The following is a 22,297-nucleotide window of genomic DNA, read 5'->3' as shown; positions in this document are numbered from 1 at the left end:
TTTGGAGTACACCCTCGACCGTTCCGGAGACCGCTCAGTACGATAGAATTCTGCGTAGTTGGAGCCGACTCATCTCCGCGTGACAAACTGTCGGCGTGTGTTCCGGGGTGAATGCAGCCGTTCACTCACTCTTTTGCGAACCCGTGTTCTCCGATAAGCGGGACGAACTCGTGTCGCGGCACGGACTGCATGGCCCTCTCGACACGGTTGGTGTAGACGTAGCCTCGGTCTCGGAGGGACTCGACGAGATTCCGTCGCACCTGTTCGGTTTGGCCGGAACTCACAGAGCGCTCACCGCGTCGGATGGACTATCATGTCGAGCGCGACAGTACAGGCAATCACGAGACCGGTGTCCATCTCTGGTGATATTTCGATGCCGTAAGAGTCGCGGATTCTGAACCACTTCTTCGAGACTTCTGCGACTTTCTCACCGTTTCGCATGAGTCTGTACTCGTGGGCGAGGATGTTCCCTTTGACAGTGAGATTTGGGCCGCCGTGAATTTCGACGGTAAACCGGTCACGAAGCGGCGTGATGAGCGCCTTCTTCACCGTCGCCGCTGGACGGCCGTTCTTCTGGACCGTCATCGTATCTTTGACCCGGACGATTCGCTCTTTGATAGTGTACGAATCACTGCTTTGGAGGTCGTCCATCTTCAGCGTGTCCCGGACGCGAATCGCCTTGCCGTCGACTTTGAACACCTTCTGACCGGCCTGGTTCTCGACGTAGTAGTCGTCCCCGATGGAGACGAGTTTCTGTGTCATCTTGTACCGGTTCCACTCGCGTCGCCCACCGCGTCGGCCGACACCGCGGTCTTCTCGTCGTGCACGTCGTGTCTCCGCTCGTTGTCGTCGGGCCATACTCACATATCGAGTGATGAGGAGATGAATCTGTAGGAAAGTTGAAAAGAATGTCGTCGGGAACTGACGTTCAACGTCCGTGGAATACCCACGTCCAGTCGCTGCCGTGGAAGTCGGCCCAGTTCGCCGAACCCGTCCGTTTTTGTACCCAATCGGAGACGTCCTGAGTATGGACGAGGGGCGACTCGCACTCGACATCGAGACAGCTAGTCCGCGTGGTACACCGAGAAACTTTCAGAACACCGAAAAGTTCGAATTGGTCGCCGTCGGCCTCGGTCACCGAGTCGGTGACGACACCGAAATCGAGGTTATCCTCCGCGACGGCGATTGGAGTCCGGAACACACTGCGACGCTCCTTCGAGACGTCGTCGAGTGGTGTGAGAAGCGAGGCGGCCCCGTCGTCACGTACAACGGCGAGTTCTTCGACGAACACCACCTCCGGGCGTGGGCGAAGGAGGTCGCAGACGAGGGCATTTGGTCCGAGGCCCCCGCTCGGGTCGACGCGCTCTTTTCGGACCACGTCGACCTCGGCACGCTCGCCGCGACGGCCTATCCCCACGCAGTCCGCCGCAACAGAGAGATACCTGCGCTGTGGAAGGCCTGCGAGGAGGCAGGAATCGACCAACCGACGGTGTGGTACGACGACTACGACCTTCCGGTGGGGTACCTCGACCACCTCGGCATCGACGACTCCCACGTGAAGGGCGCTCACGTCGGTGAGGCCCTGGGAGAACGCTACGTCGAAGGCGTCGTCAACGACCTCGGCCACACGCGAACCCACACCGAACTGACTCGCCTCCTGGTCGAGTACGCCGCTGGCGACATCGAACCGCTGTTTTCGCTCCACGACGCAGTGCTCGACGCCGTCGCCGAACCGTAGTCGGGTACACACTCATGTCTCGCGGCAAACGTTTAGCCGGCGGGTGCCGTATCGCCTTGCATGAACGACCTCGAACCGGTCACCGATATCGAGGAAGCGCTCCGTGGAAACGGCATCAGCGTCGAGTCGGTCTCACTCGACGAGACGGTGTCGCTGACGTATCTCACGGCGTTTCCGGACGTCAAGCCCGACCACGGTGAGGTCGGACGCGCGGTCACAGCGTTCCTCGACCTGGCACAAGACGACTGGGAACCGATGACCGTCGAAGCGACGATTATTCGCAGCGAAGACGACGTGCAGGCGACGTGGCGACTCGAAGAGGAGTGGATTCAGGCGTACAACAGCTACGCACTCGACGACGAGGACCTCTCCGAGCGAGTTCTGGAGACGCTCTACCAGGGGGGAACGGCGTGAACGCGTGGCGTCACCGTGGTGAACCGCCGGCGGCCCGCGGCCCTCGCCGGCCGTCTCACTTCGACTACTCTCGCGTCAGTCTCACCTTCACGAGCGACGGGACAGACTGTGCAGGCTGGCTCTACCGACCCGATGGTGTCGACTCGCCGCCCGTCGTGGTCATGGCCGGCGAACTCGCCACAGACCGGCGCTTCGGTCTTCGAACCTACGCCGAACGGTTGGCCGAAGCAGGCTACGCCGCGTTCGTATTCGATTATCGCAACACTGGTGACTCGGACGGCGAGCCTCGAAATCTCGTGGCACCCGACGCGCAGATTGCTGACTGGCACGCCGCGGTCGACGGGCTACGCGAGCGCCCGGAGATAGACGGCAACCGTGTCGTCCTCTGGGGTGCCGGTCTCTCCGGTGGGTACGCGCTCCAGGTTGCCGCCGAAGACCGGCGTGTCGCCGGCGTCGTCGCACAGAATCCGATGCTCGACGGCTCGGCCGTGATGGGTGGGCGAGGCGTTCGTGGAACGCTCGCTGCGCTCGCCGCGGGCGTGCGCGACAAGGTGCAGTCTCGTCTTCTCGGGCCGTATCGCGTGCCCGTCGTCGGTGACGGCACGTCGATGTCGGTCTTCGAATCACGGTCAGTCCGTGTCGCGTATCGAGAACTCCTCTCGCCGGGGAGTGCGTGGCGCGACGAGACGCCTGCACGGGTGTTCCTCTCGATGTTCCGATACGACGCAGTCTCTGACCCCGAAGCCATCACCTGTCCAGCACTCCTCGTCGCCGGAACGCGTGACGAACTGGCACCTGCCGACGACGTCGCCTCCCTCGCCGACAAACTCGACAACGCGACGCTCGTCGAACTCCCGACGGACCACTTCGCCCACTACGACACGGCTTTCGAACAGACGTTCGGCCACGTACTGTCGTTCTTGCAGACGATTCGCTCGTGAATATCTTAGCAACTCACTGAACAATCGCGGATACCATTATATCAGTTGGGACCAAGGTATCTCCGACTATGATAACTGCACATCGGTTCATCTCGCTGTTCTTCGTCGTCGCACTCGTCGTGGCTTCCGCAGGGCCAGCACTCGCACAGTCAGACCCGTCCAGTGAGGAGATGAAGGCACTCCTCGAGGAGGGCCTCGCACTGTACAACGAAAACGCCGACCAGTTCGACGTCTCGTTCGCCGAGGACCTCCTCGCCGGAAAGACGGTGAACGTCTACATCGAAGACGGTGACCAGACGCACGTGTACTCGGCCGTCATCGAAGACGACATGCAGATATCGAACGTGGCGACAGGGCCGAACTCTGAGGCGTCGACCCGAATCACCACCGACCGCGAGACGCTCGAAACCATCGCGTCCTCGTCGGACCCACTGGGTGAAGTCGAACAGGCAGTCCGTGACGACCGAATCCGCGTCTCTGGTGAGGAGGGGAACCTCATCGAGCAAGCAATCTGGACCGTCGCCAACCTGTTCAAGGGCATCCTGTTCTGAGCGAGGAGTCCACCTCGACTTTCGTTGCTGACTGCTTCCAACGACCGGTCGGAGCGCAGACTGTCGCGTCCGTAACCCACTTTGCCCCCACGGCCGATTCTCCGTCGATGACGAACACGCGTACGGTCGAACTCGAGGGCCACATCATCGACTCCGGGATGATGCAACAGGCCTTCGGTATCGTGATGGACATGGGAGGGGAGTTCGACGTCGAGCAGTTCGACGTCGGGAAACAGAAAGACAAGACGTCGTACTGCCGGATGGCCGTCACCGCCGACGACGAAAAAAAGCTTCAGGAGATTCTCCACGAACTCCATCAGATTGGGGCGAACCTCACCGACCCGGTGGACGCACACGTCGAACCCTCGCCTGCAGACCAGGTCGTCCCGATTGGATTCTACTCGACGACCAACCACCCGACCGAAGTCCGCTACGACGGCGAGTGGCTTTCAGTAGAGGATATCGAGATGGACTGTGCCATCGTGGTCGACCCTGACGCAGAAGACGGCCCACGTGCGTACACGAAGGTCCTCAACAGTGTCGACGAAGGCGACCTCATCGTCACCGACGAGGCAGGAATCCGCGTCAAACCACCGGAGCGACCCCGCGACTCCTCTGGCCCGTTCGGGTTCATGCAAGGTGGCGTCTCGTCGGAACGACCCTCCGAGTCACTCATCGGTGAGGTCGCAGACGCGCTTCGCGAGACGAAAGAAGAAGGGGGGAACGTTCTCGTCGTCGCCGGTCCAGCACTCATCCACTCCGGTGGTGGCGACGCGTTGGCCGAACTCATCCGCGAAGGCTACATCGACATGATTTCGGCCGGCAACGGATTCGCAACCCACGACATCGAACGCGGACTCTACGGCACGTCTCTCGGGATGGATATGGAGACGATGGAACACCCACGGAAGGGGCACAAACACCACATCTACACCATCAGCGAAGTCATCCGGGCCGGCGGCATCGAAGCGGCCGTCGAAGAAGGTCTCATCAAAGAAGGCGTGATGTACGAGTGCGTGAAAAACGACGTCTCGTACGTCCTCGCGGGGTCCATCCGTGACGACGGGCCGCTTCCAGACACCATCACCGACGCCATCGAAGCACAGAACGCCATCCGTGAACAGGCCCACAAGGCCGACATGGTGCTCATGCTCTCGACGCTTCTACACTCTGTCGCCGTCGGCAACTGCCTGCCATCGACGGCGAAGACCGTCTGTGTCGATATCAACCCCGCCACCGTCACGCAACTGCTCGACCGCGGGTCCTCGCAGGCGATCGGGATGGTGACCGACATCGGAACCTTCGTCCCGACGCTCGCAGAGAAAGTTCTCGAAGGGTCCGACGAGTAAAGACGCCCTCGAGGAGAGACGACGCCTTCGACGAGAGACGGGTCACCGGACTGGGAGCGAAACACTGGTCGAGAGACGACGTTCTCGCCGGAGAGATACTCTGTGAAACACCCATATTATAACCCTCACGCTCATCGGGTAGGATATGAATGCAGTGTGGAAGACCCTCCTCGTCGCGCTTCTAGTCCTCGTGGCTGGTTGTTCGGGCGGGGCGGGTGGTGAAGACGCAACGACGGCGGCCAACGACGCCGTGACCGAAACCGCCACAGCGACGGAGACGGCGACGGCCACGGCGACGGCGACTGACGACACCGCCGGAAGCGGTGGGTCGGACAGCGCCAAAGCGGCGACCTTCGACTTCAACCAGTCGTGGGACGAGCAGTTCCGGGCCGGTCAGTACTATCGGTACGAAGTCGAATCTCCGAACCTCGAAGAGACGGCGACGTACGAGTGGGAAGTCGTCTCGGCGACCGAAGAGAACGTCACCATCCGAACGACGGTGTCTTCGCCCGAGATGACGAGCGAGCAGACCGTGACCGCGTCACGAGACCAACTCTACAGCGAACTCTCTGGCAGTCCGTCGGGGTCCGTCGCGACGGTCGGCTTCAACTCGCCGTACTACAGCGGTGTCGACGGTGAGACGCTCGAAGTCGGCGATGGATGGGAAGTCTCCGGGTCGAACGGGAACGTGAGCTTCGACGTCGTGAGCACCTCCTCGTACGCTGGCCTCCAGTGCGCGGACTTCGTCGTTCGGATGAACGGAAGCGTCTTCTGGGAGAGTTGTGTCTCACCGGAGAGTCCGCTCCCAGGCTACATGGCGTTCTACGAAGAGGAAGGTGACGACGAGCCGGCGTTCGAGATGACGCTCGTCGAGTACCGCCCCGGAAACTGAGCGTCGGTCTCAGTCTCAGTCTCAGCCCCAGTCTCAGAATACTTTTTCGAGCGGGACGACGGCCATCGGGATGTTCGAACCCAAGAGGACGTCCTGTGCGGTGCTTCCGAAGACGATCTTCGAGGTCGGGTTTCGTTTCCTGACGCCGATGACGATCTCGTCCGCACCCTGTTCTTCGGCGCATTCGAGGATGTCCTCAGCGGGGTCGTTGCCGCGGATGAACTGGTGTGTCTCGACGGTGACGAAATCACCGAGTCGTGAGGAGACGACGTTCAACGCGTCGTCGCCGTCTCGGACGTCGTCGCTGTCGGTGCTGTCGCCACCCATGTGGGAGTTGACGACGTGAACGACGTCGCCAGTTTCGATACGTCGCGAGAGGTAGTCACAGAGTTCGGCACTGGTGTGTACCGAGTTCGTGCCCATAACGTACGTTGCCATGCCACATATCCCTACGCCGTCCTATAAAAATCCACGCTTCGTACGATTCGGTTACACCTGCTTCATCATCGCTTTCACGTCAGCGACTGTCATCGGCTTTCCGTGCATGTCGTCTGCGTGGTGTTGAATGATTTCGACGAGTTCGTCTTCGTTCTCGGAGGTTACGCTAAATCCACAGGAGCACGTCGCTTGTTGCATCTTTGGCATCGCACCAAAGTACGCGTTCAACTGTCAAAAACCGCATTTACAAATTCAGAGACATTCTCGAACAGCGACTACTCAGGGGGAAAACATTTACCCCGCCGAAAATGTCAATCGGTATGGATAGAAATGCCCTCCTCGTCGGTGGGGCCGTCGGCGTCGTCGTCGTCGCCGCGGTCACCGCCGTCCTCGTCCCTGGCGTCCTCGCGGACCCGACGGACGAGGGGCCAATCCGACCTGGTCCGGTCGACGTCGCGGACGTCTCGATTGCGGCCGGCCCGGCAACGGGTGAGACGGTCACCCTCGGTATCGAGACCCGAATCGACCATCGTGGAAATCCGACCCAGAACGTGAGCGTACTCGTTCGTGCAATCGACGCCGAGTCGGGACTGCTGGCGACGACCCAACGAGTCGACGTCGGGAACATCTCCCGTGACGGCGAGACGACGGCGGCCACGAATCTCACCGTCCCCCGCGAGGGAGGATACGACATCGAAGTCGCCCTCTACCGTGAGGCAGAGCGTGTCGACCAGGCAAAACGGAGTGTGAGCGGTGTCTCCGCCATCAAGCCGCCGTACCTCCAATCGACGACCTCCTTCACCGACACGGAGGCCCTCCCACCCGTCTCGTACTCTATCGAGGACGCCGGCGAAGACCGAACGACGCTCGACCTGACGGCGACGCTCACCAACACCGGCGACGAACCGGCCGAGGACCTCTCGGTCACGTTCGTCCTCCGGCAGGCCGAGTCGAACATCGTCGCGTCGCGGACGACAGTCGACGCCGGGACCATCAGTGCCGGTCGAACCGACTCCGTGGACGCGACGGCCACTGTACCGAGCGGCTACAACTACTACATCGATGCTGTGCTCATGCGGGATGGTGTCGTCATCGACACCGCCCGTGGTGCGGCAAACCTGAACCCAACGAGGACGATTAGCGTGAACCAGACTACAGAAGACGTCGAACTGCGCGTCGAAGACTTCGAAGACGACGACGACCGAACACCCGAGGACTACGAATCCGAACGAACCAGAACCGAATCTTCGGCCCCCGGATTCGGTGTCGTCGTGGCACTCGTGGCGCTGCTTGCCACTGCCTTGGTCGCCCGGAGGTGGCGGCAATGAGCGAAGAGACACCGACCAAGTCGGGGACGAAGAAGTCCGCACAGACGCAACCGGCCCCCGACCCGGACGCAGACACGTCCGATACCGAGAACCGCGAGTTTGCGGCACGCGTCCGCCGGTATCTGGACTACGCCGTCCTCGCCGGACTGCTGTTGCTCGCGCTCATCGCGGCCCTGCAGTTCTACCTCAACGCCTCGCAGACCATCTCGACGTGGGTGAACCCCGAGTACCGTGCGCCGTTTCAGGCGGCGTTCAACCTCGTGTTGCTCCTCGCGGCAGCACTCGGTATCTCCATCCAACTTCGGCGGTTGACGAAGGAATAACCTCACACGGCACCGGCGAGCACTCGAACGAAAGAGAGGGCGAGATGGGACACACGTGGGGGCCTCTCAGAATCTGAGTCGTCTCGCCACACTCACCCGAAGTTGAGTCATACTCTGTGGACGACCTACGCCCCGAAGTCGATCCATACCCCGACGACCCACACCCGAAACTGACCCATACTCTGTCGACGACCCACACCGCGAAGGCGACACACCCTGAAGACGATGACCGAAAACGACGACCACACAGACTCCGACTCGACCGACCACACAGACCGGCCGTTCGCGTCCGGCCAGCAAGAACGGAACGCCCACTACCCAGACAGAGGATACAACCTCGTCGAAATCGACACGATGCGGCCACCCGGCAGGGCGCTCACGCTCCTCGGTCACTCTCTGAAACTCTCTTCGATTACACTCCCGCCGGCGACCGAGTTCGAAGATTACGTGGTCTACGACGCGGACGGCCACGCCTACGACCACGACGACCTCGGCGCCTCCTCGGAGACCACGGCGACATCGACAGTCGATGAGTTGGTCGACACCATCCGGACCGGCGAGCGCCACGCACAGCGGTTAGCCTTGTGCAGATTGGTCAGCGTCGCCGCCGACGAACCACAAGCCTGCCTCGACGCACTCCCGGTGCTGACCACCGTCTTACAAGAGACGGGCCTCTCGATGCAAGCCGAATCACTGGCCGTCCTCTCACGTCTCGCCGAGCAGTATCCCGAATCGGTTTCACCTGCCGTCGGAGACGTAATCAGGTTTCTCACGCCAGAGACGCCGTCAGAGATACTCGTCGACGCTATCGGCATCGTCGAGGCGGTGAGCGATTCGAACCCAGGTGCCGTGGTCGACAGTGTTCCGAAACTCGCGGCACTCCTTCAAGACGGGTCACCCGCCGACGGCACGGCGCTGGCGGCGATACTACACATCGCGGAAGTGTACCCGGACTCCGTCGTACCGATTACGCCACAACTCGTCGCGTATCTCGACGAGAGTCGCGACGAACACCGAATCGGTGCACTCGCCGTCCTCGGGACGCTCTCGAAGAGCTATCCGAACGTCGCCGAGGAGACGATACCCACGGCGATTGGCCTCCTACAGGCGGAACACGACAAAGTTCGAGCAAACGCGGCAGGGTTGCTCGCCGACTTGGCTAGCGAATATCCCGACCAAATCGAACCGGCCATCCCTCGGGCAATCGAGTTACTGGTGGATACTGACGGGCACGCTCGGTACAACGCCACGTCCATTCTCGCACACGTCGCCAAAGTTCACCCAGACAGCGTCGAACCGGCTATCGAACCGCTCGTCGGCGCGTTAGACGAGGAGTTTGCATACACTCGGGGGAACGCCTGCTGGGCCCTCGGCTATCTACAGGCCGCGGACGCACTGGAGCGATTGCAGGAACTGGAACGGTCCGACCCGAACGAAGAAGTGCGGCAGGCCGCGGCGGCCGCGATTGCAGAAATCGACCGCGGGTAGTCGCCGACGCGACGGCCGTGCAGTTGCTCGACTCGTTTCCAGGGTGGTCGTGCGAGCGTCTGTCGTCCAACCACCACAAACTAAATGCGTCCTGGGAATAAATCACCTACTGGTTATGCTCAAAGGGCATTTCACGTCGGCAGGGGCGAGTATCGAGTACGGAGACGCCGAGGTCCTCTTCCCCGTCGACGACCTCGACGCGACAGTCCTGCAGCACCGAGACGCCCAACTCGCACTCGCTGATGCCGATGGGTCAGCCGTTGTCGTCGTCGCCCCGACGAGTCTCGCGACCAGTTACGCCCTGACGCAACATCCGCTCACTGCGATTGCCGTCGACAGTCTCCCAGACACGGTGCGGGCCGAGTTAGCCGACGCACTCGACACCTCTCTCGAGGCGTTCGAACTCGTCCAAATCGGCAAGTGGAGCACAGATAGCCCAAATCGCTCACTCACCGAGTTCACAGACTCCCGGTAGACAGGCCCAGCAACATCCGGTAGACAGGCCCAGCAGAGCACAGTATCGAACTTCGAGTAACGCGTCTCTATCGACAATGACTAACACACTAGACGAAGCGTATCCCGAGGCAGCAGCGTACATCCAGAACGCAGTCGAAGAACACGGTGAAGAGTGGGTGTTGGACCACTACTACGAGAAACTCTACCCGCTCGGAGTCATCGTGAAGATGCCCGAAAAGGAAGAGCTCCTGTTCTACGACCCCGACGAACACGACACGATGACGGAATCGGAGCGAGTCGAGATGTATCGAGCGTGGGCCGAGTACCGAGAGAACCTCCGTACGGGAACGAAGAACACCGAGTGAACACGTCGGCCGTTCGCCGTCACCGGGTGTGTCCACCGGGAGACAGACGAGTCGCCGCGCTCACCCGAGAAGAAGCCACGCCGCAAAGACGGCACCGCCGCCGACGACCGTGCTAATCGCCGCGTGGACGCGGAGTCTGTCGAGGATGGTGTGTGCGTGTTCGTCTTCGACCGACAGCAGGTCGTGAATCTCGCTCCCGATTTCACACCGCGGGAGGAAGTCCATCGCCACGTGGAGGAAGACGCCCGAGGCGAATCCGAAGACGATGCCGCGGAAGGCGGCCGTCGCAGGGAGCGAGACGGCGCTCGAAACGATGGCGGCGATACCCAACCCGGCCGCCGGAAGCAAGAGTGGGTAGACCGATTTGTTCTTTCCGGCCAACCGACGCGCGGCAGCGTATCCCGCGGGTCCCTTGTGCGAGACGATAGCGAGGCCGAGACCGACACCGACGTCGATGTTTCCGTAGACGATGCCGATTATCGCGCCCGCAGAGACGGCGTGCGCCGAGAGTTCCGTCACGGTGCGGTCCATCGGGAAGTCCATGTGTGCGAAGCGATGGCCGACGGTGTGGGCACCGAACCCGGCGAGAATCCCGAAGGCGATGCCGAACCCACCGAACTGTGGGTGGTGACCGATAGCCTGCGGGACGAGGAAGACGGCGGCACTCGTCACCATCGCACCGCTGGCGAGTCCGTAGCCCCAGACGAGGCCTTCAGCGTGTTCGGTCCGAGAGCGGGCACCGAACGGGGCGGCGAACGCCATCGCTGCGAAGGCGGCCCACGAGACGACGAGGAGTTTCCACGCCTGCGTGGACACTGCGTACGCCGAGAGGGCGACGAGCACGACGACGCTACCGACGCCGATGGCTGTCGAACGATTCATGTTGTGAACGAATGTGTTCGGATTAATAAGACGCCCGATTCCGTCAGGCCGTTCGACGCGATGGGCGCTGGTGCGAGGGCACGTCAGCGAGTCGCCTGCTTCCACGCCGAGAGGCCGAGGACGGCACCATCGAGGTCGGTCGGTTCGGCCTCTGTCGCCGCCCACACGAACAACTGGGCGACGTCGTCTGGGTCGCGCCCCTGTCCACCGGTGACGTCGGTAGCGACGAGACCGGGGTCGATTACGCCCACCGTTTGGGAGCAGTCGGCAGCGAACTGCCGGACGAGCGCTTCGCTGGCCGCTTTCGAGACGGCGTACGCGCCCATCCCTGGTTTCGCCTCGCGAGCGATAGACCCGGATGGGACGAGAATCCGCGCGTCGTCGGCCATGTGCGGGAGCGCTTCTTTCACCGCCGCGAAGACGCCACGAACGTTCGTTCTGAGTGTGTCGTCGAAGGCGGCGTACGTCTCGTCCGCCATCGGCATCTCACCGGGGGTTCCGTGATTGACGCCGGCGTTCGCGACGAGAACGTCGATCGGTCCGCCGACCCTGGCGGCCGTCTCCATCAGTCGTTCCATGTCGAACTCGTCACGAACGTCGCCGCGAATCGCCGTCGCGGACCCACCAGCGGTTTCGACGTCGTCGACGACGGTCTGGAGGGCGTCGGTGTCACGAGCGCAGACGACGACGGTCGCCCCTGCGTGGCCGAACGCGCGGGCGACTGCTGCCCCGATTCCCGAACTCGCACCTGTGACCACGACGGTCGTGTCGTTCATGCGTCTCGTTAGGACGGACCGGGCCTAAAGATGTCTGCCGGCGACGCCCACGAACCGCTTGGCCGGACCGATTCGGTCAGTCGATTTATGTTCTCTACGTTCTTACAAGAGAACATGAATTCTGTCTCGGACCTCGATTCTCTCGCTGGGCAGTCCGTCGTCGTCATCGGCGGCGGGTTCGGCGGTCTCTCGACGGCGTGCTACCTCGCCGACGCTGGCGCGGACGTCACGGTAGTAGAGAAGAACGAACAACTCGGTGGCCGAGCCAGTACGCTCGAACGCGATGGGTTCAGTTTCGACATGGGTCCGTCGTGGTATCTGATGCCCGACGTGTTCGAGCAGTTCTTCGCCTCCTTCGGGAAACACCCCTCGGACTACTACGACCTGCGCCGACTCGACCCGCACTACCGCATCTTCTTCAAAGACGGTGACCAGGTCGACCTCGTCCCCGACATCGAGACGAACAAAGCACTCTTCGAGTCGTACGAACCCGGTGCAGGTGAGAAGTTCGACGAATATCTCCGGAAGTCCGAACGGAACTACCGCATCGGGATGGAACACTTCGTCTACACCGACCGGACGAAACTCACCGACTTCATCGACTTCGACGTGTTCAAAAACGCGTGGGGACTGTCGCTCATCGGGTCGATGCAAGACCACGTCGAGAAGTACTTCGACCACCCCAAACTCCAGCAGATAATGCAGTACACGCTGGTGTTCCTCGGTGGCGCGCCGAACAACACGCCGGCGCTCTACAACCTCATGAGTCACGTCGACTTCAACATGGGCGTCTACTACCCAGACGGCGGGTTGGCGGCCGTGGTGGACGCGATGGTCGAACTCGGCGAAGAACTCGGCGTCGAGTACCACACCGACTCACCCGTCTCCGAAATCGCGGGGCGGAAAGGCGGGTTCGCCGTCCGAACCGAAGACGGACAGGAGTTCCTCTGTGACCTCGTCGTCAGCGACGCCGACTACGCCCACACCGAACAGGAACTGCTCCCACCCAAAAAGCGGCAGTACGACGCCGACTACTGGGAGTCGCGAACCTACGCACCGTCTGCGTTCCTCCTCTATCTCGGCGTCGAAGGCGACGTAGAAGAACTCGCCCACCACACGCTCGTCTTGCCGACCGAGTGGGACGACCACTTCGAGCACATCTTCGACGACCCGGCGTGGCCCGACGACCCCGCGTACTACCTCTGTGTTCCCTCGAAGACAGACGATTCGGTCGCCCCCGAAGGCCACAGCAACCTCTTCGCACTCGTCCCTATCGCCGCCGGCCTCGAAGACACGCCGGAGTTGCGCGAGTCCTACCGTGACATGCTCCTCGACGACATCGCAGCGAACACCGGTGTCGACCTCCGAGACCGCATCGTCGTCGAAGAGACGTTCTGTGTGAACGACTTCGCAGACCGATACAACAGTACGAAAGGGACTGCGCTCGGCCTCGCACACACCCTCACCCAGACTGCGCTCCTCCGCCCGCCACACGCGTCGAAGAAAGTCGACGGCCTCTACTTCACTGGGTCGTTCACGACGCCCGGTATCGGCGTCCCGATGTGTCTCATCAGCGGGCAACTCACCGCCGAGGAGATGGCCGAAGACGCTCGATGAGCACCGACATGGCGACAGGGACGAAGACGAACGGCGGACTCCGAGAGAGACTCGGGTACCTGTTCGTCCTCTCCCGGCCGCGATTTTGGCTCTACCTCGCCGGTCCGGTGCTCGTCGGCGTCGCCGCCGCCGCGACGACGCTCTCGGACCTGTACTCGGTCGAAGCGCTCGTCTTGTTCGCGTACTTCCTGGTCCCGGCGAACGTCTTTCTCTACGGTGTCAACGACGTCTTCGACGTCGACGTCGACGAAGCCAATCCCAAGAAAGACGACAGAGAGGCCCGGTGGCGTGGCGACCCGGTGAACCTCGCTATCGTCGTCGGTAGCGGCGTCCTCGGAGTCGGCCTGTTCGCCCTCACGCCACAGGTCGCGTGGCCGTGGCTGGTCGCACACTTCTTCCTCGCGGTCGAGTACAGCGCCCCGCCGTTCCGGTTCAAGACGACGCCGTTTCTCGACTCGATTTCGAACGGCCTGTACATCCTCCCCGGCGTCGCCGCGTACGCGACGATTGCAGGGGTGAATCCGCCACTGCTCGCTATCGCAGGCGCGTGGCTCTGGACGATGGGGATGCACACGTTCTCTGCGATTCCCGACATCGAACCCGACCGTGCGGCCGGAATCCGAACGACCGCGACCCTCCTCGGAGAACGCAGAACCTACGCCTACTGCGCGGTGACGTGGGGACTCGCCGCCCTCGCGTTCGCCCTCGTGGACGTCCGTCTCGGGGCGCTGTTGGCGGCGTATCCGGTGGTCGTCATCGGCATCGCACGCTCGGACGTCGACGTCGCCGAGGCGTACTGGTGGTACCCGCTTTTGAACACAATCGTCGGCATGCTCATCACCTTCGGAGCACTCTGGAGTATCGTGAATGGCTGACTTGCGAACGAAACTTCCTCGGTCGCGCCGGGAAGTCGAACTCGCGTTCGACGAACTCGTGCGCGACAACCGCTTTACCATCTCGGTGTTCTTCCCGCTGAACGGCGCTGTCATGCTCGTCGCCAGTGCGATGGCGTGGATGCCCGAACCACTCGCGTTCAACGCGTTTCTCATCCTCTTCGGGACGCTGGTGATGCGCTCGCCGCTCATCGTCGGCCTCTTACCACTCGTGACTCGCCGGGCCGCCATCGCCGTCGGTGCACTCACCGCCTACGCCTACGCTATCGAGTACACCGGCATCACGACGGGGTGGCCCTACGGATGGTTCACCTACGGCGTCGACCTCGGACCGACTGTCGCGGGCGTCCCAGTCGGCCTCCCCGTGTTCTTCATCCCACTCGTGATGAACGCCTACCTGCTGTGTCTCCTCTTGTTGGGTGACCGCGCTCGGAACACGGCCGTCCGCCTCGGCGTCGTCATCGCAACCGTGCTCGCGATGGACGTCGTGTTAGACCCCGGTGCCGTCGCGCTCGGGTTCTGGGAGTACTACAGACTGGGGGAGGGTGCGCTCCTCTTCTACGGCGTCCCGTTGTCGAACTACGCCGGGTGGGTCATCAGCGCGACCATCGCCGTCGTCCTCCTCGACTGGGGATTCGACCGCGACGCACTCCTCTCTCGACTCTCGGGGACCGAGTTCATGCTCGACGACCTGGTGAGTTTCGTCATCCTCTGGGGTGGCATCAACGCGTGGTTCGGCAACTGGGTCCCGGTCATCGTCGCTGGACTCTTCGGCGTCGGTCTGCTTCGAACTGACCGCTTCGACTCCAGTTTACTCCGGATTCCGCGACGGTTCCCGTGGCAGTCGTAATCTGGAGACAGGGTGACAGAAACACCGGGCGACGAGACTTCGTCGAAATCCTCAGTTACTGCTAGTGTGTCGAGGCCGTGCTGAATAGCGGGCGCGAGTCGGGAGAAACGGGTTCCTAGGCGGGGTGCTCGGCCAGTGCGTCCACCAGGACGCGGCAGTAGTCGGGGATGTCTTCGACGACGCGTCCCCAGACGATGTTGCCGTCGCGGAACGCCGGTTCGTCGACCCAGGTCGCGCCGGCGTTTACCAGGTCGTCTTTGATGCCAAGCGAACCCGTCGCGTCCGACCCCTCGACGATGCCGGCCGAAATGCCGACCAACCCGGCGTGACAAATCAGCCCGACGATTTTCCCGTCCTCGTAGACGTCCCGGACGAGGTCGAGTACCGCCTGGTCGCGGCGAATCTTGTCGGGCGTCCAGCCGCCAGGCACCAGGACCGCGTCGACCGCCGCCGGGTCGACCTCTCCGGCCGCGAGTTCGGTCTCGGCGGTGAGTCCACCGCTCTTTCCCGTGTACTCTACGCCGGCGTCCATGCCGACGACGTCGAGCTGTGCTCCTTCCTCTTTCATGCGCATGTAGACGGCCCAGAACTCCAGGTCCTCGAAACCGGGGCCGACCAACATGGCGATTCGTTTGTCTTCCAGTTTCATGTCTGGTCACCGTTGGGATGACGAACCAGACGTACCAGACGTGCGTCGTCCACGTCGGCCCCGTCCGGCCGATTCCCAACTGCACATCGGTATAGACTCCATTTCGGCATAGTCTTTTATTCGGCATCACGAGAGAGTAAGCCGACGCTGTCACGCGTTCGTCTCGTAGCGAAGAGTTTCGACAGAGCAGACGACAGAAGACGGACGCGAACTTACTCGGAATCCCAGCGATTCAGCGAGCGAAGCCACCCGGAGAATCGACTCTGGTTTGGGGAGTTGCGGGCGGGTGTCGAACCGGGGCCGAAGTCGGCGTCGAAGCCGTCGTCGTCTGGATATGGAACGACGCTGACGGCCTTGAAGACGGCCACCGGGTCGCGCCAGATTGCCCAGTACGCCGCCGTCTTCGCGAGGAGCGTGACCTTCCGAGCGAAACTCAACTCGGGTGTGGTCGAGAGCGTGTCGTAGCCGAGGTTCCGAATCGAGCGGTGGTGGTCGGCGTAGAGCACCGCCGAGAGGAGCACCGGGAACTGGCAATCCGCGGGGAGGTGTTCGATTCCGGCGACGCCGTCGCGGTAGAGTGCCTCCGTTCGGCGGAGTTCGTCTTGCATCACGGCCGCGACGCACTCGTCGAACTCTAAGTCGAGAATCTGTTGAATATCCACGCCGTGGTCGTCGAGGGACGTCTGCGGCAGGTAGACGCGGTCACGTTCGACCACGTCTTCGCCCACGTCGCGGAGGAAGTTCGACATCTGGAACGCTTGCCCGAGCGCCGTCGCGTGCGGGAGCGCCGTCTCCGGGTCGTCCGGGCGCATCACGTCGGTCATCATCCGGCCGACCGCAGACGCCGACCCGTCCATGTACGTCTCTAACTCCTCGTAGGTGGCGTAGTGGTCTTTGTCGATGTCTGACGCCATCGCGTCGATGAAGACGTTCACGTCGTCGGGGTCGATGCCGTATCGTTCTCTGAGTTCAGCAAACGCTGAGAGGACGGGGTCGTCCGCCTCGACATCTCCGAGTGCTTCGGCACGGAGTCGTTCGAGGCGTTCGCGCTGTTGTGCTGGCGGCGCCGTCTCTTCGGCGTCGACGACCTCGTCAGCGACGCGGAAGAACGCATAGAGTACGTACGTCGCGTGTCTCACACGCTCTGGAAGGAGTCGTGTCGCGAAGTAGAACGTCTTCCCCGTCCGTTGTTGTATCTCTTTCCCGGCTTCGACCTGTGATTCGTTTAGCATCGTTTCTTGTTCGCGTGACCGTCTTGTCTCTCGTGAGCGAGAAAAGGGCCGGAGGGCCGCAAGTGGTCTCGCTCTGTTAATAGGGCGCTGGCGACATAACAGTTGCCACCACCGTGGAATCAACCACGTAACCCATGGACGTAGCGGTGACAGCACACTGATACGCTCATGTCAGATTTCACTACCAGAACGTGTCGCTACAGTCGTAGACGACGCCGTGTTCTGGGCAGATATACTTGCAGTGGCGGTGGTTCATCGACGCCCCACAAAATGGACACGGGCGTCCCTTTGGGGACTCTATCGTACACGCGTCTGCATCAGGGGCGTCCATACGACATTTGCAAGGACCCCACTAACATATTGCTTACTGCCATTGCCGGCACCACCTGCCGGTTCATCGATTCGTGTGGTCCTCACGACGATTTTTCATCCGCCCCTTCGCGTGACTGGAGGCGGCAACAGTGGCCCCGCGCAGTAGTTAAACGCCAGTCTGCGCCTCCTGAAGTGGGACAGAGCCCCGCGTCGTCATCGCCGCGACCAACGCGACACCGGCTAACGCGACCGCTGCAACGGCCATGAGCGGCCGGTATCCCACGGCAGTCGCCGCCGCGGCGAACACCACTGGACCGGTCGCGCGGCCGAGAAACGTCGTGCTGTTACGTAGCCCAAGCAGTCCGGCACGGTACTCTTGTGTGACTCTGTTGCTGACTGCTGCATCGACCGCCGGCATACTGAGGCCAAGTCCAGCGCCGAACACCAGCACCGAAGCGACGACGAGAATCGGCGACGGGGCGACGTACACCCCGGCTAGTGCGAGCGCGTAACAGACGAATCCGAGGGTGATTATCCGCCCGTTCGAGAATATCCGTGCCAACCGCCCGTTCGCGCTCGCGGCGGCGATGGCGCCTGCCTCTGCGACCATCAGGACCAATCCGATGTAGAGTGGACCGACGCCGTAGACCGCGGTCATCAAGAATGGGAGTGCAGTCACGAGCGCACCGAACAAGAAGAACTCCGTGAGGAACGCCGTCGTGAGGAGCGCACCCATTCCGAGCGTGAGCGCGGATATCGCACCTCTCAGATATCCATCGGTGCGCCCGGAGCTATCTCCGGAACTGTCCGACACATCGTCGGGCTCTCCACCGGTGTTCTTCACCGTCTCGTCGAGTGCCACGTACGCGAACAGTGCCACGGGGAATCCGAACGCGTACGCGACGAACGGCGCATTCCACGCAACTGTGGCGAGCGCGCCGCCGAGGACGGGGAAAATCGCCGCGCCCAACGAGAGAACTGCGATGTTGACACCGAGGACGGCGTTTCGCTGGACGCCTTCGAACACGTCTCCGATGACGGTGACCGTCGTGACGAACAGGGCCGCTGCAGCGGTGCCTTGAATCGCTCGCAATCCGAGCAACGTGAGGTAGTTCGGTGCGAAGTAGCAGGCGAGGCCGGCAACACTGAAGACCAGCAGGGCAGGGACGAGTACTCGCTTTCGCCCGACTCGGTCGGCGAGGAGGCCGACGAACGGAGAGACGACGATGCCGATGAGGAAGTACGCGCTGACGAGGAGGCTCGCTTCGGCGTCGGTGAGGACGAACACGTCACGAATGACGGGAAGCGCTGGCGCGACGAGTGGGACGCCAAGCGGTGCGAGAAGCGTGCTCGCGAGGACGACCTGGACAGTCGGACTCTGCCAGGGCACCTCGCCCGTCTTCCGCCGACGAATGGCCGATAACTTCATCTTCACAGCCCCCTCGACGAGGTCCCACCGCTCGTGGCGAACGTCCAACGGTGTTCATCCATGCACAACTAGTGGCGGTCTCAGAGATTAAACGCGTCTTTGCGTGCGTCCGGTCGAACAGCTCGAGCCGTTGGCTGGCCCAGACACCAACTCACCCCGAATTTGGTACTGAAGTGGAACAACCCTCATGTAGGTTCCACGCCGAGAATTACTGTCGACGTGTCGTATCAGACCAGTGTGAATATTACGACCTACGACCAAACAGTACGAAGAGCAGTCGATGGAGAAGGCGCTTTGGTATCTACTCACGGCGACACGGGGCGGTGAAAACCGCGTCAGAATCATCCGTGCGCTCTCGGACCAACCGTTGAACGCAAACCGCCTCGCCGACGAACTCGACGTCGGGTACAAGACCATCAGACACCACCTCGACGTACTCGAATCGCACAACGTGGTCGAGGCTGGCGGCGACAAGTACGGGCAACTGTACTTCCTGACCGACCAGTTCGAACACTCCCGCGACACGTTCGAAGAGATAGCAAAACACCTCGATTGAATCATGGAAATGGGCACCCAAATCATGGCAGCGAGCGTCCTCTCGGGCGTGAACATCGTCTTCCTCGCGGCGTTGACCGTCGTGTGGGTACGTAACTATCGGACGTTCCGCACGTCGCTCGTCTTAGGCCTCCTGGCGTTCGCCGTCGTGATGCTCGTCGAAAACGCGGTCGCGCTGTACTTCCTGTTCACCATGCAGAGTCTCTACTCGGGCGACCCGCACGTCCAACAGGCGGTGTTAGTCCTCCGTGGCCTCCAACTCGTCGCACTCACGTTCTTGACGTACGTCACGATGCGCTAACTCGACCGACAGTCAGGGTTCGGACACAGAATTTGGTACTGATTTGCCCCTGACTAGGTCCTAATCTCGAAAAACCAACATCAGGTCTGCTCGCCTCCAGTTCGTCGTGGATTACACCACACGTGAGAGACGATGACCGACACACAATTTTCGACGACACGACGAACCGTCCTTGGACTGACCGGCGCTGGTACACTCGCTGCCCTCGCTGGATGCCTCGGGAGTGTGACTGTCCCTGCGCAAGCAGACGGGAACGGGAACCGGGCAGCCCGCACCTACCGCGTGACCGTGGCCAACCTCACCACCGGCCAACCGTTCACTCCACCTGCTGTGGTCGCCCACCAACCCAGCGTGGAACTGTTCTCAGTCGGTGACCCCGCCAGCGACGCCATCAAAGAACTCGCCGAGAACGGGAATCTCACCCCGCTCGGCGAACTCGCCGAGAGTCTGACCGAGGTTCGCGGTGTCGCCGTCGCGGAGACGCCACTCGTCCCGACAGAACTCCCGGCGAGCGAGATGTTCCCCTACACGACGACGTTGGAACTGGAGACCGATTCGAGTGGCGCGTACCTCTCGTTCGTGAGCATGCTCATCGGGACGAACGATGGGTTCGCCGGACTCGACACTGTTCCGCTCCCCGAACGCGTCAACGAGTCGCGGTCGTACTACGCGGCCAGTTACGACGCTGGAACCGAGACGAACACCGAGCTGTACGAGGACATGGTTCCGCCCGCGCAAGCCCTCTACGGTATCGACTCCGGCACCGACGGCACTGGCACGAGCAACCCGGACCTCGCCGAAGACGGCGTCGTCACGCCCCATGGCGGCATCGTCGGCGACGGCGACCTCGACCCCGAAATCTACGGCTGGGACGACCCCGTGGCACTCGTTCAGGTCGAACGGACGGCCTGACCGAGACGGCAGATACACCGCTCGCAGACACCCGTTGGCCCGCACTCGCCTCCCTCGCAGGCACCTGCTGGCCCGCACTCGTCGCCCCACGTCGGGCTACATCGTTCGCCTCTCACCGTTCCCGCCCCTACGTTTACCCCTCGCCTCTCGTTTTGGTCGCCCAACTCCCTCGACGCGCCGTTCTGTCCATCTCCACGACACACTGGCCGCGTGTTCCCTTTTGAACCTTCGCCGCACCACACCGGAACACACTGCGCACCACACCGGAACACACTGCGCACCACACCGGAACACACTGCGCACCACACCGGAACACACTGGTGTGCGAAATTGGTCATCTAAGAACGCTTTTTGTGCGTGGGGAAAGTTGACACGGATATCTATGTCAGATGGTGATTTCGAAGGCTACGGTGGGCGGTACGTCCCCGACGTACTGGACGACTCGCTCGACCAACTCGCAGCGGCATACGACGAGATTTCGAACACGCAGGAGTTTCAAACCGAGTTCCGCGCGTTGCTCGAAGAGTTCGCGGGTCGGTCCACTCCGCTGTACTACGCTCGAAACCTCAGCGAGCGGTACGGTGCCGACATCTACCTGAAGCGCGAAGACCTGCTCCACGGCGGCGCGCACAAGATCAACAACGCGCTCGGACAGGCACTGCTCGCGTCGAAAGCCGGAAAACAGCGCCTCATCGCCGAGACCGGTGCCGGACAACACGGCACGGCGACCGCGATGGTCGGGGCGCTGTTCGGCCTCGACACGGAGATTTACATGGGGAAGAAAGACGCGGACCGCCAGCGGATGAACGTCTTCCGGATGCGACTCATGGGTGCAGACGTAAACGAAGTGACGCGCGGAAACTCTGGGCTGGCCGACGCCGTCGACGCGGCGTTAGAGGACTTCGCACAGAACATCGACGACACGCACTACCTCGTGGGGAGCGTCGTCGGACCAGACCCCTTCCCGCGGATGGTTCGGGACTTCCAGAGTGTCATCGGTGAAGAAGCACGCAGACAGTTCCTCGAACGAACGGGCGAACTGCCGGACGCGGCCGTCGCCTGTGTCGGCGGCGGGTCGAACGCCATCGGGCTCTTTCACGCCTTCCGCGACGACGACGTCGCATTCTACGGCGCAGAAGGTGGCGGCGAGGGGTCGTCGTCGAAGCGGCACGCCGCTCCGCTGGCCGAAGGGAAAGACGACGTCATCCACGGGATGCGAACCCGCGTCATCGACGAAGACGTGGAGGTTCACTCCGTCTCCGCCGGCCTCGACTACCCCGGTGTCGGCCCGGAGCACGCGATGTTCCGCGCACTCGGCCGTGCCGAGTACACCGGCGTGACAGACGACGAAGCACTCGCCGCGTTCCGCGAACTCAGCGAGACCGAAGGCATCATCCCCGCACTCGAATCCAGTCACGCCGTGGCGCGTGCCATCCAACTGGCCGAAGAAGACGAACACGAGACGATTCTCGTCAACCTCTCGGGGCGAGGTGACAAGGATATGGAGACGGCGTCCGAGAAGTTCGACCTCTAACGCCGGAACTCACTCTTTCGAGACGAGCGACCTCGCGTGGGTCGTCGTCACTGTTCTGCGTAACTCAGTCGA

Annotated in this window: 28 protein-coding genes; 18 read left to right on the top strand and 10 right to left on the bottom strand. The window is 62.1% G+C overall.

All coding sequences use genetic code 11. The annotated features are described in order from the left end of the window. Positions 1-125: 125 nt before the first annotated feature. Positions 126-284 carry a hypothetical protein gene (locus GJR99_RS14010; RefSeq protein WP_151113199.1) on the bottom strand — a complete coding sequence of 53 codons (159 nt, stop codon included), beginning with the start codon at positions 282-284 and terminating at the stop codon, positions 126-128. A gap of 7 nt (positions 285-291) precedes the next feature. Further along, positions 292-858 carry an LURP-one-related/scramblase family protein gene (locus GJR99_RS14005; RefSeq protein ID WP_225317642.1) on the bottom strand — a complete coding sequence of 189 codons (567 nt, stop codon included), beginning with the start codon at positions 856-858 and terminating at the stop codon, positions 292-294. A gap of 169 nt (positions 859-1,027) precedes the next feature. Between GJR99_RS14005 and GJR99_RS14000 the strand changes: the two genes are divergently transcribed. From GJR99_RS14000 to GJR99_RS13975, 6 genes are all read left to right on the top strand, one after another. After that, complete coding sequence (locus tag GJR99_RS14000) at positions 1,028-1,738, top strand: hypothetical protein (RefSeq protein ID WP_151113197.1); 711 nt, start codon at positions 1,028-1,030, stop codon at positions 1,736-1,738. A 60-nt stretch (positions 1,739-1,798) separates the two neighbouring features. Beyond that, a complete protein-coding gene (locus tag GJR99_RS13995) occupies positions 1,799-2,152 on the top strand; it encodes a hypothetical protein (protein ID WP_151113195.1) in 354 nt (117 codons plus the stop codon). Beyond that, entirely contained in the window at positions 2,149-3,093 is a 945-nt protein-coding gene (locus GJR99_RS13990) for an alpha/beta hydrolase (protein WP_151113194.1), read from the top strand. The genes GJR99_RS13995 and GJR99_RS13990 overlap by 4 nt, the downstream gene beginning before the upstream one ends. A 68-nt stretch (positions 3,094-3,161) precedes the next feature. Next, positions 3,162-3,644, top strand: coding sequence for a hypothetical protein (locus tag GJR99_RS13985; RefSeq protein WP_151113192.1), 483 nt, complete (start codon positions 3,162-3,164; stop codon positions 3,642-3,644). A 107-nt stretch (positions 3,645-3,751) separates the two neighbouring features. Next, positions 3,752-4,993, top strand: coding sequence for an ornithine cyclodeaminase (locus GJR99_RS13980; RefSeq protein ID WP_151113189.1), 1,242 nt, complete (start codon positions 3,752-3,754; stop codon positions 4,991-4,993). 145 nt (positions 4,994-5,138) lie between these two features. Next, a complete protein-coding gene (locus GJR99_RS13975; RefSeq protein WP_151113187.1) occupies positions 5,139-5,885 on the top strand; it encodes a hypothetical protein in 747 nt (248 codons plus the stop codon). A gap of 33 nt (positions 5,886-5,918) precedes the next feature. Here the strand turns inward: GJR99_RS13975 and GJR99_RS13970 are convergent, their stop codons facing one another. After that, positions 5,919-6,323, bottom strand: a complete 405-nt coding sequence (locus GJR99_RS13970) for a universal stress protein (protein ID WP_151113185.1) — start codon at positions 6,321-6,323, stop codon at positions 5,919-5,921. Between the two features lie 51 nt (positions 6,324-6,374). Next, entirely contained in the window at positions 6,375-6,521 is a 147-nt protein-coding gene (locus GJR99_RS13965; protein WP_191967133.1) for a DUF1059 domain-containing protein, read from the bottom strand. Positions 6,522-6,643: 122 nt separating this feature from the next. Here GJR99_RS13965 and GJR99_RS13960 point away from each other — a divergent pair, with 122 nt between their 5' ends. From GJR99_RS13960 to GJR99_RS13940, 5 genes are all read left to right on the top strand, one after another. Next, positions 6,644-7,651: a DUF7490 domain-containing protein gene (locus GJR99_RS13960; RefSeq protein ID WP_151113181.1), complete on the top strand. Its 1,008-nt coding sequence runs from the start codon at positions 6,644-6,646 to the stop codon at positions 7,649-7,651. After that, positions 7,648-7,974: a hypothetical protein gene (locus GJR99_RS13955; protein WP_151113179.1), complete on the top strand. Its 327-nt coding sequence runs from the start codon at positions 7,648-7,650 to the stop codon at positions 7,972-7,974. Before GJR99_RS13960 ends, GJR99_RS13955 begins: the two co-directional genes overlap by 4 nt. A gap of 225 nt (positions 7,975-8,199) precedes the next feature. Next, positions 8,200-9,462, top strand: coding sequence for a HEAT repeat domain-containing protein (locus GJR99_RS13950; protein ID WP_151113177.1), 1,263 nt, complete (start codon positions 8,200-8,202; stop codon positions 9,460-9,462). 115 nt (positions 9,463-9,577) lie between these two features. Next, positions 9,578-9,937 carry a hypothetical protein gene (locus tag GJR99_RS13945; protein WP_151113175.1) on the top strand — a complete coding sequence of 120 codons (360 nt, stop codon included), beginning with the start codon at positions 9,578-9,580 and terminating at the stop codon, positions 9,935-9,937. A 76-nt stretch (positions 9,938-10,013) separates the two neighbouring features. After that, positions 10,014-10,283 carry a hypothetical protein gene (locus GJR99_RS13940; protein ID WP_151113173.1) on the top strand — a complete coding sequence of 90 codons (270 nt, stop codon included), beginning with the start codon at positions 10,014-10,016 and terminating at the stop codon, positions 10,281-10,283. 60 nt (positions 10,284-10,343) lie between these two features. On the opposite strand, the gene GJR99_RS13935 is transcribed toward GJR99_RS13940, so the two are convergent. After that, positions 10,344-11,165 carry a ZIP family metal transporter gene (locus GJR99_RS13935; protein WP_151113171.1) on the bottom strand — a complete coding sequence of 274 codons (822 nt, stop codon included), beginning with the start codon at positions 11,163-11,165 and terminating at the stop codon, positions 10,344-10,346. 83 nt (positions 11,166-11,248) lie between these two features. After that, the gene (locus GJR99_RS13930) at positions 11,249-11,941 is read right to left on the bottom strand and encodes an SDR family NAD(P)-dependent oxidoreductase (protein WP_151113169.1); all 693 of its coding nucleotides are present in this window, start codon (positions 11,939-11,941) and stop codon (positions 11,249-11,251) included. A 114-nt stretch (positions 11,942-12,055) separates the two neighbouring features. Between GJR99_RS13930 and GJR99_RS13925 the strand changes: the two genes are divergently transcribed. The 3 genes from GJR99_RS13925 to cruF are packed head-to-tail and all read left to right on the top strand — an operon-like array spanning position 12,056 to position 15,301. Further along, positions 12,056-13,558: a phytoene desaturase family protein gene (locus GJR99_RS13925; protein WP_151113167.1), complete on the top strand. Its 1,503-nt coding sequence runs from the start codon at positions 12,056-12,058 to the stop codon at positions 13,556-13,558. Then, on the top strand, positions 13,555-14,433 hold the full coding sequence (locus GJR99_RS13920) for a prenyltransferase (RefSeq protein ID WP_151113165.1): 879 nt from the start codon (positions 13,555-13,557) through the stop codon (positions 14,431-14,433). The genes GJR99_RS13925 and GJR99_RS13920 overlap by 4 nt, the downstream gene beginning before the upstream one ends. Further along, positions 14,426-15,301 carry a bisanhydrobacterioruberin hydratase gene (gene cruF, locus GJR99_RS13915; protein WP_151113163.1) on the top strand — a complete coding sequence of 292 codons (876 nt, stop codon included), beginning with the start codon at positions 14,426-14,428 and terminating at the stop codon, positions 15,299-15,301. Before GJR99_RS13920 ends, cruF begins: the two co-directional genes overlap by 8 nt. A gap of 115 nt (positions 15,302-15,416) precedes the next feature. On the opposite strand, the gene GJR99_RS13910 is transcribed toward cruF, so the two are convergent. From GJR99_RS13910 to GJR99_RS13900, 4 genes are all read right to left on the bottom strand, one after another. After that, entirely contained in the window at positions 15,417-15,950 is a 534-nt protein-coding gene (locus tag GJR99_RS13910; RefSeq protein WP_151113161.1) for a type 1 glutamine amidotransferase domain-containing protein, read from the bottom strand. Between the two features lie 212 nt (positions 15,951-16,162). Then, positions 16,163-17,182, bottom strand: coding sequence for a phytoene/squalene synthase family protein (locus GJR99_RS13905; RefSeq protein ID WP_151113159.1), 1,020 nt, complete (start codon positions 17,180-17,182; stop codon positions 16,163-16,165). Positions 17,183-17,363: 181 nt separating this feature from the next. Next, on the bottom strand, positions 17,364-17,513 hold the full coding sequence (locus tag GJR99_RS17865; RefSeq protein WP_305037512.1) for an HVO_2523 family zinc finger protein: 150 nt from the start codon (positions 17,511-17,513) through the stop codon (positions 17,364-17,366). 147 nt (positions 17,514-17,660) lie between these two features. Beyond that, positions 17,661-18,923, bottom strand: a complete 1,263-nt coding sequence (locus GJR99_RS13900) for an MFS transporter (RefSeq protein WP_151113157.1) — start codon at positions 18,921-18,923, stop codon at positions 17,661-17,663. 280 nt (positions 18,924-19,203) lie between these two features. Between GJR99_RS13900 and GJR99_RS13895 the strand changes: the two genes are divergently transcribed. The 4 genes from GJR99_RS13895 (at position 19,204) to trpB (ending at position 22,225) form a co-directional block, all read left to right on the top strand. Next, a complete protein-coding gene (locus GJR99_RS13895; protein ID WP_151113155.1) occupies positions 19,204-19,479 on the top strand; it encodes an ArsR/SmtB family transcription factor in 276 nt (91 codons plus the stop codon). Between the two features lie 9 nt (positions 19,480-19,488). Further along, a complete protein-coding gene (locus tag GJR99_RS13890) occupies positions 19,489-19,779 on the top strand; it encodes a hypothetical protein (protein WP_191967132.1) in 291 nt (96 codons plus the stop codon). Positions 19,780-19,911: 132 nt separating this feature from the next. After that, entirely contained in the window at positions 19,912-20,691 is a 780-nt protein-coding gene (locus tag GJR99_RS13885) for a spondin domain-containing protein (protein ID WP_151113151.1), read from the top strand. Positions 20,692-21,073: 382 nt separating this feature from the next. Further along, entirely contained in the window at positions 21,074-22,225 is a 1,152-nt protein-coding gene (gene trpB / locus GJR99_RS13880) for a tryptophan synthase subunit beta (RefSeq protein WP_151113149.1), read from the top strand. Positions 22,226-22,297 lie beyond the last annotated feature (72 nt).

Origin of the sequence: Haloferax marinum, from assembly GCF_009674625.1 — an archaeon.
GTDB classification, from domain to species: Archaea; Halobacteriota; Halobacteria; order Halobacteriales; family Haloferacaceae; genus Haloferax; species Haloferax marinum.
The sequence above is the reverse complement of the archived record's forward strand: the minus strand, read 5'-3'. Positions and strand labels throughout refer to the sequence as shown.